This is a genomic window from Streptococcus sp. LMAG:39 (genome assembly GCF_008680485.1).
Taxonomy (GTDB): domain Bacteria; phylum Bacillota; class Bacilli; order Lactobacillales; family Streptococcaceae; genus Streptococcus; species Streptococcus pasteurianus.
In genome coordinates this window covers 953,930-967,547 of record NZ_NALE01000001.1, presented here as the reverse complement: position 1 = coordinate 967,547, position 13,618 = coordinate 953,930, and the positions used below count along the sequence as shown (strand labels likewise).

Genomic DNA, 13,618 nt, shown 5'->3' with positions numbered 1-13,618 from the left:
CCTTATTTTTAGAATTACCAAGTACTGTCAGCTAGTTGATAACCATAGTTGTAGTGCAGAGCGTAGGCAAACCCTCTCAGCAGTATAAATATTGTAAATTTAGAGTGTGTCTACCGATTTGAACAAACTCTTAAAAATGCTGATATAACGGCGTTTCTAAGAGTTTTTATTTTTTAACAAAAAGAAAAAAGATTGAAGAAAAATATCCAAAATGGACTTTTCTTCAATCTGACAGTTACTAATAAGTACCTGTTTTGTACGGTATAAAAGCTGTATTTTCTACTAGTTTTCCTCGTAAAATAGATTCTATATCTCTATAATTTGGTCAAATAGTGCTCTATTTTCGTCATAGAGATGATGAGTAATCATGATAACTGTTAGTTCTTTGGTCTGAAGCAGACGTCGTTCAATATTAATAGCGGTCGTTTTGTCTAGGTTTGAAACACCCTCGTCCATGATGAGTATTGGTTTGTTACCAATTAATTCACGGGCAATAGAGATTCTTGCTCTTTGTCCACCAGACAAGTCATCGTTGTAGATTTGATTCAAACGTCCCTCAATAAAGTTGTCCACATGTGACAGTGATAAAGTTTTTTCAAACTGCTCTTTATCCACAGAACGACCAAGTGTCAGATTATCAAGTAAAGATTCTTTAAAAATATGTGGTTTTTGAGGAATCAAGGCAAAAATAGTTTGTAAACTTTCTAGCAACGTATCTTTGTAATGATGATTATCAATCACAATGTCACCGTCATAGCGGGTCAACTCTCCTGTTAATACTCGGATTAATGTTGATTTTCCAGCGCCCAATCCGCCAACAATAGCAACCTTTTCTCCTTTCTTAATCGTAATATTAGGATAAGTGATGCTATTGCTATTTTCAAAAGTGACACACAAATCGTGAATAACCAATTCTTGATTAAAGTTAGTTACAGTATCGAGATTCTCAATACTTACTTTTTTAGGATATTTCTCTAGCAATTTAAAGGTCGCTTTAAAGGTAACAATGTTATAAGCAGCTCCTCTGGTGTAGTTGAATAGGCAACTGGTTAGATTGGCAATTGAGAAAATAACCCCCGTAGTGATTTCCCCCTTAATGACTAGATAACCAGTAACCATAAAAATAATTACTTGTGCCACAACACTTGACATCAATGAAAGAGAATTAGCCGTACTAGAGCTTCTTGCCAACTTAACCTTGGATTTTACCACTGTGGAAAAGTCTGCTAAAATGCGATTTTTAAAGTAAGCAGTTTGATTATTGTGGAAAAAAATGTCAAAACCACTTAAATAATCACTTGTACGATTTAAAGCAACAGTCAAATCAGATGAGACAACCTCCGTTTCTTGTGCAATATTATTTTCAAAAATTTTAGGAAGAAAGTAAACTAAAGCAGTCATTAAAATACTAACCGCAAGTAGTAGCCAATGAAAATAAATGATAGCAAAAGCGTTAAATAGCACAGTTATAATACTTTCAATGGTGTTGTATAACTGATTAAAACCGTTATCTTTTAATAAATTCATGTCATTAATTAACCATGAATTGTATTCGTCCTTGCTATGATGAGAGTTACCTGCATATGAATGACTAATTAAAGAATCTAATAAATCATTACGAATAAGATTGACTTCTTCCTGACACAGCTTTTCTTTCAAGGAATCTTTCCAAATCTGAAAAATACTGTATCCTCCCCAACAAAGAATATCAATCACACTCCAAAAAACAAAGCTATCCCATCTACTTTTTATCAATGAATCCAACATCCATGTCAAGGATAGCGAACTCATGACATTAGTAATAACCCAGAAAATGATGATAGCAAGCAAAAGTAGATTTTCTTTTTTAAATTTCCATAGATATGTCAACATAGGCATCCAGCTCTTCTTTTTTTAATGTTTTGTTTATATTTATTATACAAAATAAACGCCACCAAGCAAGCGATTGCATAAAGGGGGGAGAGAGAAAGAGTTAAAGGTAAGAAATAAAGTAACTAAAGAACCATTTTTGAATTTTATTATCTTATTTATCTTTGATATTTCACCATTTTCTTCGCACTTGGTTTTGGTCTCTCTTGTGGTCTGTGTTATAATAAAATCATGGAAATATTTGACACACATACGCATTTAAACGCCGATGATTTTGCTGGGCGTGAAGCAGAAGAATTGGCACTTGCTAAAGAAATGGGCGTCACTCGACATAACGTTGTTGGGTTTGACGCACCAACTATTAAACGTGCTATTGAGTTAGCTGAAAAATACCCTGAAATCTACGCCACGATTGGGTGGCACCCAACGGAAGCAGGTTCATATACTCAAGAAATTGAGGATATGATTGTTGCCCATCTATCACACCCCAAAGTGATTGGTCTTGGTGAGATTGGACTAGATTATCATTGGATGGAAGACCCAAAAGACGTCCAAATTGAGGTTTTTAAACGTCAGATTCAGCTTTCAAAAGATCACAACCTCCCTTTTATTGTCCACACTCGTGATGCGCTTGAAGATACTTACGCTGTCATCAAAGAAGCAGGCGTTGGACCTCGCGGCGGGATTATTCATTCATTTTCAGGCTCTTTGGAAATGGCAGAGCGTTTTATCGAGCTTGGCATGATGATTTCATTTTCAGGGGTTGTTACCTTTAAAAAAGCACTTGATGTTCAAGAAGCTGCGCAGAAATTGCCGCTTGATAAGATTTTAGTTGAAACGGATGCGCCTTACCTTGCTCCCGTTCCAAAACGTGGTCGTGAAAACCGCACCGCTTATACTCGCTATGTTGTAGATAAAATTGCAGAGCTCCGTGGTTTGACCAGTGAAGAAGTGGCAAAAGCGACATCAAATAATGCAAAGAGGTTGTTTAACTGTGACTGAAAAAATCAAAATTCAAGAAGTGCTTGTTGTTGAGGGGAAAGACGATACCGAAAATTTGCGCCGTTTTTATGATGTAGATACCTATGAAACCCGCGGGTCAGCTATCAATGATGACGACCTTGAACGTATCGAAAAATTAAATGACCTTCGTGGGGTCATTGTCTTTACGGACCCAGATTATAACGGAGAACGCATTCGCAAAATCATCATGAATGCTATCCCAAATGTTAAACACGCTTTTTTAAATCGTGATGAAGCTGCGCCAAAATCAAAAAGTAAAGGGCGTTCACTCGGCGTTGAGCACGCAAGTTTCGAAGATTTGCAAAAAGCCCTTTCTGGCGTATTAGGAAATTTTGATGATGATAATCAATTCGACATCACAAGAGCTGACCTAATGCGTATGGGGCTTTTAATGGGAACTGATAGCCGCAGGCGCCGTGAATATTTGGGCGAAAAGCTCCGCATTGGTTACAGCAACGGCAAACAACTTCTCAAACGCCTAGAACTCTTTGGTATCACTTTAGCCGAAGTAGAAGAAGCTATGGAGAGATATGAGGGATGAAAAAAGTTGCGCTTTTACGGGGAGTTACGCCAGTTGGGCAGAATTGTATTCCTAAAATGGCTTATCTGGCAGAGATTTTAACAGAAGCAGGTCTTGAAAATGTTAAGACATATATTCAAAGTGGCAATATCGTTTTTGAGACAACCTTGTCTGACGGTGACGTTTGTGCATTGATTCATGACACGATTCAGGCAAAAATCGGTGCTGATTTATCGGTTATCCTCAAAACGCAAGCCCAGTTTACGACGGCTCTTGCTGAAAGTCCCTTTGATGAAAGCTACGATGACTCACGTGTTCACTTGGTATTTACCAATGACCATCTTGACCAAGAGATATTAAATGAACTACTAGAGATGGATTTTGGTGCTGAAATTTTGAAAGCTGGTAGTGAGTGCCTGTACCTCTATTTACCAAGAGAAGCAAAGAAAAAGCGACTGAATACCAATTACCTTGAAAAACAGTTACATATCACAGCAACCATGCGAAAACGTCGCAGTATTTTGCGATTGAGCCAGATGTGATACAATAGTAACTTGCATTGATAGAAATGAAAGGAAAGACATCCCTTAACTAATGACATTATCGGTTGGGATTATTAATTATGAGAATTGCAGATTACAGCGTGACGCGTGCTGTCCTTGAGCGTCATGGATTTACGTTTAAAAAATCATTTGGACAGAACTTTTTGACAGATACAAACATTCTTCAAAAGATTGTGGATACTGCTGAAATTGACAAGAACGTCAATGTTATCGAAATCGGTCCTGGTATCGGTGCTTTGACAGAATTTTTGGCTGAAAATGCTGCCGAAGTCATGGCATTTGAAATTGACGACCGTTTAATTCCGATTTTAGCTGATACGCTCCGCGATTTTGATAATGTAAAAGTTATCAACGAGGATATTTTGAAATCAGACCTACAAAGTCGCATCAAAGAATTTGCTAATCCAGACCTTCCAATTAAGATCGTGGCAAATCTTCCTTACTATATCACAACACCAATCTTGATGCACTTGATTGAATCAAAAATCCCATTTGCGGAATTTGTCGTGATGATGCAAAAAGAAGTGGCAGATCGTATTTCGGCAGAGCCAAACACCAAAGCTTACGGCTCGTTATCAATTGCGGTGCAATATTACATGACCGCTAAAGTTGCTTTTGTTGTACCGCGTACAGTCTTTATACCAGCACCAAATGTGGATTCAGCGATTTTAAAAATGACTCGCCGTGAACAACCACTCGTTCAAGTCAAAGACGAAGATTTCTTCTTCCGTGTTTCAAAAATTAGCTTTATTCACCGCCGCAAAACCCTTTGGAACAACCTAACAAGCCATTTTGGAAAAGCAGACGAAACCAAAGCCAAACTTGAACAAGCGCTTGAAATCGCAGAAATCAAACCATCTATTCGCGGAGAAGCCCTCTCAATTGCCGAATTTGCCAAACTAGCAGACGCCTTAAAAGAAGTCGGATTATAAAAATGAACCTCAGTCATTATTATGGCTGGGGTTAAATAATCTACTATTTATTTGATATAAAAATCCATTTTTTATTACTATGAATTTTAAGAGAATTTATTTATAGTAATTATGAGCTATTCTTATCAAAATATCAAAAATCTTTTAATAGCTTGTCTTTGTAATAATTAAAGAAAGTTTTTTTGCCGATAGTGCTGATTGTTTTGCCTTGTAAACCATATTTTAATTTGGAGCTATCTTGTTTATCAGCGGTGGCTAGTGCTGTCACCTCAAAGATATTTCCTTCTTTGGTTTGTGTGGCAGAACTTGCAATTTTACTGATTTTGCCAGTGATAACAATAGCGTGATTGCTAATTTTTTCAAGGGTTAGGCGAACAGTCTGTCCTTTTTTCAATTGACTAACATGAGTGGAGTCAACGTAATAGCGGATAGCGACTTGCTGTGTTTTGGCAATATCTGGGTAAATCTCTGCAATCTGACTGCCTTGCGGCAAGAGCGTTTGCCCTTCAAATTCATCAGAAACATGTAAAATGCCACTTTGACTAGCTTTTAAAACGGTGTCAGCTTTGGAGAGATTTGTCTGGTCAAGCTGCGCTTGCAAATTTTCTTTTTCTTGAGTAATTTGCGTAAGTTGTGTTTCAGCTTGTGTCAATTCCTGCTGACGCAAGCTTTCAATTTGATTAGTGGCACTAGTGTCATAACTTCCCGTTGAATAATTGGAAGCAGCTTGTGTTTGCAAACTAGAGATAGAGGCATTAATGCTATCAATCTGCCCTTGTAGGTCTGTTAAAAATTGATTTTTAACGCTTTCTTTGCTAGCAGAATTGTTGTCAGTTGAACTGCTTTGTGTATCAATTGTTTGAATTTGGCTAAGATAGCTATTAAGAGTAGCTGCATATGGATTATTGCCAGATACGTTTGTTTTATCAGTTTGAATAGCATCTTTAACTTCTTGATATTGACTGGCTTGGGTTTGTAGGTTAGCAATCTGATTGGCGATAGCTGCATTTGCTTGGTTGACACCAGCTTCTTGTTTAGCAACTGATTGGTTTGATTGAGAAACTTGAGCAGTAATTGTTTGAGATTGATTTAAAAAACGCTCAACGGTTGCTAAATAACCAAATTCATCATCACCTGTAAAAAGGTTTTGTCCTTGCTTTAGACTTTCTTTCAATTGATTGAGTGCCTCTTGTTGGCGTTCATATCTTTCGATTTGTGTTTGAATGGCATTAAGTTGACTATCTTCCAATTTGTCGGAGTATTGGATGAGTAAATCCCCCTTTTTGACTGCCTTATTTTCACTAAGATTATTGGTTAAAACGGTGTTATTGCTACTTGATTGGACAACAGCGATGACTTTTGTTGGTCGGATACTACCAAGTGTCGTAACGGTAATTTCCTTTTTACCAATGAGAGAAAAGGCAAGGAGAAAAAAGACCAAGAGTGTCATTGGAATCACTAAGACAGTCGCAAAATTATGATAACGCCTATGATAAAATTCAGCAGATTGAAATAATTTAGGATTCATATGGTCTCCTTTTATTCATGAAATAACTGTGCATAGAAACCTTGATTTTGGATGAGTTGTTTATGATGCCCTTCTTCGATAACTTGTCCTTTATCTAGAACAATGACACGGTCAGATTGTTCAGCAATGCTCAAACGGTGGGCAACAAAAATAATAGTCTTGTCTGTGAGAGATAGTAAATTTTTAATCACACGTTTTTCCGTTAGAACATCAAGACCACTTGTGGCTTCATCTAAAATCAAGACGGGAGCTTGTGTCAGTAAAGCGCGTGCTAAAGCTAAACGTTGCTTTTGCCCACCAGATAACCCAGCACCATCTGAAAGTTCGGTATGGTATGCTAGTGGCATCGATTCAATATCAGCACGGATTTCAGCGATTTCACAAGCATTCAAAATTTCTTCTTGCGTGATATTGTCAGGTGCTCCCAAGGTTAAATTTTCTAAAATCGTCCCTGAAAAGACGTAAGACTGTTGTGGTAGGTAATTAATGTATTGGCGAATGGCTTTTTTATCAATGGTTTTTAAATCGTAGCCACCAAGGGTAATCTGTCCATGGTTAGGTGTGTAAAAATTGACAATCATTTTAGCTAAGGTCGTCTTACCAGAACCGCTGATACCAACTAGGCTAATTTTTTCACCCTTTTTAATGTGTAAATTTACATGACTCAGCGTGTCACGACCAAAACCATATTTATAAGAAACATCATCAAAAATAATATCTCCTTGTAGAAAATGGCTGTCATTTAAGAGTTGTTTGCCATCAAATTCAGACGACACTAAGTAAACTTCATTGAGACGATTGTTAGCTACTTTGGCAGATTGTAGTTTGGTTTGCAGATTAATAATATTTTCCATTGGCGTTGTAAAGTATGACAGAAGCGTATTGTAAGTAATCAATTGTCCTACTGAAATGTTCCCAGCCATGACTAAATGTGAACCATACCAGAGAATGACAACGTTTAAAATCAGCTGTGCTCCCTGTTTTAACGACGTTTGCACAGCTTCATACTTACTAAGCGTAAAACTTTTATCCAAATAATCCACAAATTCACGGTCAATATTTTGATAACGGACTTCCTCACTAGTCAAAGATTTAATTGTTTCAATACCATTGATATCTTCGATAATCGCAGAGCTAACCATAGAATTGGCTTGCATGACATCGTGATTCATTCGCTCAAAAGGCTTCATAAAAGCCAAAATAATAATAGCATAGATAGGCAATGCTATTAAGGTGATGAAAAAAAGATTGGCATTTTGCAGAATTAAGACACTTCCGACAATAAACAAAATACTCACATCTAAAAATAAAGAGAGAATCGTTGATGCCAGTGCATCAATAATCGAGTTGGCATCGGTGAAACGTGAAATAACTTCACCTGTCCGCCTTGTGGCAAAAAAGGACATGGGCAATTCAAAAATGTGACGAATATAAGACAAAATCACGTCAATCGTTAACCGTTGGCTCAGCACAACAAGTAAATAATTTTGTGAAAAGCTCATGATTTGTTGCATTATATAGGTTACAATCAACCCAACCGAGACAATGCCAAGAGTGGATTGCAAATGATTAGGAATATAATCGTCTAAGATTCCTTGCAAATAGTAAGAACCGACAATATTAATCAAGGTCACGAGCAAACTTGCCAGAATGATATAAGTTAGCAGTACCTTTTGTTTGAAAATAATTGGTAAAAAGCTTGTTAAGCCATTTTTCTTATCTTTATGCGGTTGATAATGCGGAGCAGGCGCTAAAAAGATAGCAACCCCAGTCCATTCTTTGGCAAAATGCGCTTTGGACATTTTAGTGACCCCAACGCTCGAATCAGGGTCACCGATAATAAGATAATCTTTTTTTGCTTTGTAGATAACATAGTAATGCGGGAGTTTGCCTTCTTTATTAACATGAACAATAAAAGGATAGGGAATATCAGCCATATCAAACAGTTCCATATTAGCCTGAACGGCGCGTGTTTCAAAGCCGATTGCTTTAGCTGCCTCAACTATCCCTAATGCTGTTGTCCCTTCCTTAGTTGTTTTGGCTAATTCTCTCAAATGAGCCAACGAGAAATCTGATCCATAATGTTTGGCAACTGATGCCAAAGCTGCCACACCACAGTCTCGCAAATCAATCTGACTAACATATTTATATCTTCTCATAACCTTTCCCTTTTAAAAATGAAACTAGAACTATTGTGCCATAAAACAAGATTAAAAAACGCCCAAGTCGTAAAAAGTCAAAAATGGGTCGCAAACGGTCAAAAAATCATGAAAATACAAAAAATTTTACCATTTACGACCTAAAAATGACAAATTACGACTTGGACGTTTATTTTTTCGAAAAAGTATTATACTAAGATTGTAAAGGTTACAACCCTAAAAAATAATTTAAGGAGGTATTCAAATGAATATAAAAACTTTTGAACAATTTGATGTAATGACAGACGCAGAACTTGCTAAAGTTGAAGGTGGAGGCATGGAATGGATTGGAGATGTATTGGGTGCTATAGGTAATGCTGCGCATCCTGTTAACCCTCGTCAAGTGGTAGATCAATTAAATGGAAAGTATCCACGTCGTGGTTCTGTTCGTTCTTGCCCTCCTGGAGGAACACCTAATGCTTGTTGATAATTTGTCTGTAGAAATTTCTAAATAATGTTATTTTAAAGATAATTTAGAAGTTTTTTAGTAAAAAAGAAATACGGTATGTAAATTATGAAAGCATTATATAATGGTCGTCTGTCTGATGTATGGGAAATAAGTAAGACGAATGTTCAACCAGTATGGGTTCAGCAAGCCTTTAAACAAAATTATCTGAAATGGAACGATAATAAATTAATAATTTCTATGAGCGGAATAAATCCGTCTATGAAATTTAATTTGAAAATTAGCTTATTGAGTTATCCTGGTTACGCCTCTTATCCTGTGGGGTATATCGGAGATTTTTTAGATATTACTAACCATCGTGTTGTTTCAAAAAAACAATTTCATAAACATTATCAAATTATTGAGGAGGATCCTCTATAATTCTCATTTATATCTAAAACTACAGTTTAAAGCAGCATAATAGAGATGCCATTCATATTACCCCATTCCCTTATATTTGCAGAGAAAATCGCGGTAAAAAATAATAATTTATTCTGGAAGAAGTTAAGCTACCTTACTTGGCTTCTTTCTTTTTTTAAAAGGAGTATCTATGATAGAAAAACTAAAAACCAAGCTCGTGCCAAAATTGTTAGCTTTATTTTTTATCGTTTTCGAACTATTTGGTGTTGCTGAAATAATGAGTATTATTTTTTGGCAATTTGATTTATCAACAACAGATTATTTTTATCTTGTTCTTAATAGTTTAACTATTCTTTTTGTTGTAGTATAGTCATTTACCTAAAACGAATAAGACCAGAAATGTTTCAAATAACGTCGCTAAAACCTTTGGATTATTTACTAACTCTGCTTGCTTTTTGGTTGATATACGCCTACTATGGCAAACTTTTATTTGTTGGGGCTAATCCTGATTTTGATTTGGTGTTTTTCCGTCACTCACCTCAGGAGTTTTTGGTGGCTTTACAACCCTTGGTTGTTGATCCAATCTTAGAAGAATTACTTTACCGTGGCGTTTTAATGACTAGCTTTTTTGAAAAATCAAAGTATTTCCTCGATTGCTTGTTATCTGCTATTTTATTTTCATTTGCACATTTGCTTTCCTATGGTTTTAGACTGGATTTATTTGAGAAATATGTTGTTTCGGCTTGATTTTAGCCCTTCTTTTCAGAAAAACACGGTCAATTTCCCCATCAATTCTTGTTCATATGGCATGGAATATTTATCTGAGCTGGCACCTTATTACCTTTGTTTTCTTTGGTCAATAAAAATAGTCACATAGTATGAATATAAAAACTTTAAAATAAGTCGCAAACGGTCAAAAAATCATGAAAATACAAAAAAATTTACCATTTACGACATAAAAACAACAAATTACGACTTGGACATGCATTAACCGCACAATCTGTTAAACTAAAATCTGTCAGTTGCGATGACAAAAATTATTGGGAGGTATTCAAATGAATACAAAAACTTTTGACCAATTTGATGTAATGACGGATGCAGAACTTTCTACTGTGGAAGGTGGAGGATGGGTAAAATGTGGACTAGGAACAGTTGGAAGCGCACTAACAGGAGGAGTTGCTGGTGCTGCTGTAGGAACCGTTACGTTACCTATTTTTGGGACAGTATCTGGGACTGCAGCTGGTTTTTGGGGAGGTGCAGCGACTGGAGCTGCTACATTCTGCTAAAAGTCCTTATCATTTAGGATGCGAAATTATTTTAAGGAGGTAGTTAGTATGGATAAGAAGAAAGGTATTTCAACTATTGTATCTATAGGATTTCTTATAGTTTCAATATCAAATTTTTTTAGAGAGCTGTCTCCTATACTTTTCCTCTTGAACATTATTGGATTCTTCTGTTTCCTATTATTACTCTCTGTTAATATTAAAAAAATGGTTCTTAACAAGTGACTTATGCGGCACCAGTTTAAACTGGTGCTGTTTTCTTCAACAATAAACATGCTAGTTTAGAATGAAAACACCACTTTAGGATTTGGCTGAAAAGAAACCAGATTAAGTAATATATTAAACGTATTAAGATTGAAACACGACAAAATAAAAAATATTTCACAGGAGGCATTTGTTGTATGAATATAAAACGTTAAAAATAGGTCGCGAATGGTCAAAAAATCATGAAAATACAAAAACTTTTACCATTTACGACCTAAAAACAACAAATTACGACTTGGACATGCATTAACCGCACAATCTGTTAAACTAAAATCTGTCAGTTGCGATGACAAAATTTATTAGGAGGTATTCAAATGAATACAAAAACTTTTGACCAATTTGATGTAATGACGGATGCAGAACTTTCTACTGTGGAAGGTGGGAAGACAATTTATTATGGTAATGGATTATACTGTAATGCAAATAAATGTTGGGTGAATTGGTCACAAACAGCTACAACGATTGCAAATAATTCAGTAATGAATGGCCTAACAGGCGGAAATGCTGGATGGCATTCAGGAGGAAGAGCTTAATGGCGGGCTTAAGGTGGTTTTCGGGTGGAAAAGAAAGAAAAAATGAAGCAGTAATTATTATTGATGAATTATTAGTATCTTTGAGTGAGGATTCAAAATATATACCGCTTAAAGAATTTTTTCTTTTTTATCGTAAGGAATTAGAGTCAAGTGGAACTTCTACGCCATTGGTATTAAGTAGGATGAATGTAGAGTTATCTAACATTCTGATAGAAAATAAACTTCAATTATCTGATAAACAGTCAGAACAATTAAAGAGACTAAGAAGTTTATCAAATATTAGATATGGTTATTAGATAAAACATTTATTTTCAAGCTGATAGATTGCCTATCAGCTTTTGTTTTAATCAAATTTTACCGTTTACGACCTAAAAATGACAAATTACGACTTGGACGTTTATTTCCAAGAGAATTTGTTAAACTGAACTGGTCAATCGCGGTGACAATCTTAATTAAAAGGAGATTTTATGAAAAAGAATGTTTTAAAATCAACAATTTTATTATTTGCAACTGTTTTATCAATGGCTACCGTTTCTGTCTTTGCTGATGATGAGCTTGTGCCTACAACTGAAACGACAGAAGTTGTGGATAATGGGGATAATGTTACAGAGAATCTAGCAACAGATATTATTGAGCCATCAAATGATATTTCAGAAAGTCAATCCGAAAAAACTGAGGAGGAGTCATCAATTGAAACGGCTGATAATTCAGCAGTTTCAATGGAATCAACCGAAGCAACGGAAACGATAGTATCAGACACATCAGATGAGCCAGAAGAAGCTGAAGTCACCATTCCCCAATATGAAGAAAATGTCGCAGACTTTAATCACGTTCCAATGACAGATGTTTATGCTATGTTCACAGAGGACGGAAAAGAGCACGTGATTTATGTTGGACGTCCGACTTGTTACTATTGTCGTCAGTTTTCCCCAGCTTTAAAAGAGTTCAACACTTTAATGAATAATTGTCTAGAGTATTCCAATACTGACAGTCAGGATTTTGATGAAGAAGCAGCGAACTTTCTTTTTGGAACAGTCGGTATTCCAGGAACGCCTACCATTATTTGTTTGCAAAATGGTCAAATCGTGAGTGCGTGGATTGGTGGCGGTATTTCTGGACAAGAACTTTATGACTATCTCTTTTATGGGAAAATTCCAGCGGCTATGGCAGTAGCAATGTCTGAACAATCAAATGAAGATAATACAGAAACGATAACCTCTGACGCTAAAGAAATAAAAACTGATTCTAATATTCAGAATGTGATTTTTTCACCGCAAAATGATGTTAAAACTGCTGACAGAGCCTTAATTGCTCCAGAAAGCCCACAAGCTTTCTCTAAAAATGAAATAAAAACTAATAACAGCAACGCCCTACCTAAATTAGGCATTAAAGCAAACAACTTTTCAGCATATGGACTGTTAATTTCTCTGTTTGGACTGATTTTAATGAAACTTGGCAGAGGAAAAGTAGCAAATGAATGATAAAGTTTGTAAAAATAGTTTATACACAGCTCTCATATTTGACTTTCTTGGAATATGCTTAATGTTGTTTAATTACTTTGTGTACAATAAAGATTTTTGGAATTCAACAACTTACAATTTATTATTTGGCGGGTTGTTTGTGTTGCTTTTATGCAAAAAAATGTTTCAAAAAAGATATATACTTTATGTATGAACAAGCTAAAGCAATTAGCTAAACTTGTTCAAAATAATATTGAAGCATAAAGGAGACTATTATGGTAACTAAAATCGCTGGTGTTGTGTGCTTATTAATAGCAGTATTTCAATTTTATAACACTTATAAGTTACTTACTGACACTAAAGTAGATGGCAATGAAAACACATCGCAGTTTCTGTTGGCTAGTTTATGGAGCGGCGGCCTATCTGGGATTATTCTTTTTGTTCTTAGATTAGGTTTGTTACTCAATGTCTTTTAATCACTTCTCTAATATGGAAAAACAAAAATTATTCACTAGTTGTTAGTGTACTTAATTTTTGTTTTTTTAGTATATCAGAATATTATTTTACTATGTTACAATAAAAAGTGACCGTTCGTGACCTTATTTTGTCTGTTTATGACTTGGAGATTTTTTTATCAATA

The 13,618-nt window shown here is 35.6% G+C and carries 17 protein-coding genes; 14 read left to right on the top strand and 3 right to left on the bottom strand.

Annotated features, from left to right (window positions below; all coding sequences use genetic code 11):
* Window positions 1–306: 306 nt before the first annotated feature.
* Window positions 307–1,872, bottom strand: coding sequence for an ATP-binding cassette domain-containing protein (locus CCC20_RS04740; protein ID WP_287179346.1), 1,566 nt, complete (start codon window positions 1,870–1,872; stop codon window positions 307–309).
* 228 nt (window positions 1,873–2,100) lie between these two features.
* On the opposite strand from CCC20_RS04740, the gene CCC20_RS04735 reads away from it, so the two are divergent.
* The 4 genes from CCC20_RS04735 (at window position 2,101) to rsmA (ending at window position 4,907) form a co-directional block, all read left to right on the top strand.
* A complete protein-coding gene (locus CCC20_RS04735; protein WP_048791090.1) occupies window positions 2,101–2,871 on the top strand; it encodes a TatD family hydrolase in 771 nt (256 codons plus the stop codon).
* A complete protein-coding gene (gene rnmV / locus CCC20_RS04730) occupies window positions 2,864–3,433 on the top strand; it encodes a ribonuclease M5 (RefSeq protein WP_058692541.1) in 570 nt (189 codons plus the stop codon). The genes CCC20_RS04735 and rnmV overlap by 8 nt, the downstream gene beginning before the upstream one ends.
* Complete coding sequence (locus tag CCC20_RS04725) at window positions 3,430–3,954, top strand: DUF1697 domain-containing protein (protein ID WP_048791092.1); 525 nt, start codon at window positions 3,430–3,432, stop codon at window positions 3,952–3,954. The genes rnmV and CCC20_RS04725 overlap by 4 nt, the downstream gene beginning before the upstream one ends.
* A gap of 80 nt (window positions 3,955–4,034) precedes the next feature.
* On the top strand, window positions 4,035–4,907 hold the full coding sequence (gene rsmA, locus CCC20_RS04720) for a 16S rRNA (adenine(1518)-N(6)/adenine(1519)-N(6))-dimethyltransferase RsmA (RefSeq protein ID WP_287179344.1): 873 nt from the start codon (window positions 4,035–4,037) through the stop codon (window positions 4,905–4,907).
* Window positions 4,908–5,040: 133 nt separating this feature from the next.
* Here the strand turns inward: rsmA and CCC20_RS04715 are convergent, their stop codons facing one another.
* On the bottom strand, window positions 5,041–6,435 hold the full coding sequence (locus CCC20_RS04715) for a bacteriocin secretion accessory protein (RefSeq protein ID WP_287179343.1): 1,395 nt from the start codon (window positions 6,433–6,435) through the stop codon (window positions 5,041–5,043).
* 11 nt (window positions 6,436–6,446) lie between these two features.
* On the bottom strand, window positions 6,447–8,594 hold the full coding sequence (locus tag CCC20_RS04710) for a peptide cleavage/export ABC transporter (protein ID WP_058692513.1): 2,148 nt from the start codon (window positions 8,592–8,594) through the stop codon (window positions 6,447–6,449).
* 244 nt (window positions 8,595–8,838) lie between these two features.
* Here CCC20_RS04710 and CCC20_RS04705 point away from each other — a divergent pair, with 244 nt between their 5' ends.
* The 10 genes from CCC20_RS04705 (at window position 8,839) to CCC20_RS04660 (ending at window position 13,454) form a co-directional block, all read left to right on the top strand.
* Window positions 8,839–9,060 (top strand): bacteriocin, encoded by a 222-nt coding sequence (locus tag CCC20_RS04705; RefSeq protein WP_048791095.1) that lies wholly within the window; start codon window positions 8,839–8,841, stop codon window positions 9,058–9,060.
* An 87-nt stretch (window positions 9,061–9,147) separates the two neighbouring features.
* Window positions 9,148–9,459, top strand: coding sequence for a hypothetical protein (locus tag CCC20_RS04700; protein ID WP_003066586.1), 312 nt, complete (start codon window positions 9,148–9,150; stop codon window positions 9,457–9,459).
* 169 nt (window positions 9,460–9,628) lie between these two features.
* The gene (locus CCC20_RS04695; RefSeq protein ID WP_003066584.1) at window positions 9,629–9,808 is read left to right on the top strand and encodes a hypothetical protein; all 180 of its coding nucleotides are present in this window, start codon (window positions 9,629–9,631) and stop codon (window positions 9,806–9,808) included.
* Between the two features lie 29 nt (window positions 9,809–9,837).
* Complete coding sequence (locus tag CCC20_RS04690) at window positions 9,838–10,185, top strand: CPBP family intramembrane glutamic endopeptidase (RefSeq protein WP_231729919.1); 348 nt, start codon at window positions 9,838–9,840, stop codon at window positions 10,183–10,185.
* Window positions 10,182–10,301 (top strand): CPBP family glutamic-type intramembrane protease, encoded by a 120-nt coding sequence (locus CCC20_RS04685; RefSeq protein WP_253066439.1) that lies wholly within the window; start codon window positions 10,182–10,184, stop codon window positions 10,299–10,301. Before CCC20_RS04690 ends, CCC20_RS04685 begins: the two co-directional genes overlap by 4 nt.
* Window positions 10,302–10,493: 192 nt before the next feature.
* Window positions 10,494–10,724, top strand: a complete 231-nt coding sequence (locus CCC20_RS04680) for a bacteriocin class II family protein (protein ID WP_058692512.1) — start codon at window positions 10,494–10,496, stop codon at window positions 10,722–10,724.
* A gap of 575 nt (window positions 10,725–11,299) precedes the next feature.
* Window positions 11,300–11,518 (top strand): Blp family class II bacteriocin, encoded by a 219-nt coding sequence (locus CCC20_RS04675; RefSeq protein WP_003066580.1) that lies wholly within the window; start codon window positions 11,300–11,302, stop codon window positions 11,516–11,518.
* Window positions 11,518–11,814: a bacteriocin immunity family protein gene (locus CCC20_RS04670; protein ID WP_003066579.1), complete on the top strand. Its 297-nt coding sequence runs from the start codon at window positions 11,518–11,520 to the stop codon at window positions 11,812–11,814. Before CCC20_RS04675 ends, CCC20_RS04670 begins: the two co-directional genes overlap by 1 nt.
* Before the next feature lie 171 nt (window positions 11,815–11,985).
* On the top strand, window positions 11,986–12,999 hold the full coding sequence (locus tag CCC20_RS04665) for a DUF6568 family protein (protein ID WP_003066577.1): 1,014 nt from the start codon (window positions 11,986–11,988) through the stop codon (window positions 12,997–12,999).
* Window positions 13,000–13,253: 254 nt separating this feature from the next.
* Entirely contained in the window at window positions 13,254–13,454 is a 201-nt protein-coding gene (locus CCC20_RS04660; RefSeq protein ID WP_058692510.1) for a hypothetical protein, read from the top strand.
* Window positions 13,455–13,618 lie beyond the last annotated feature (164 nt).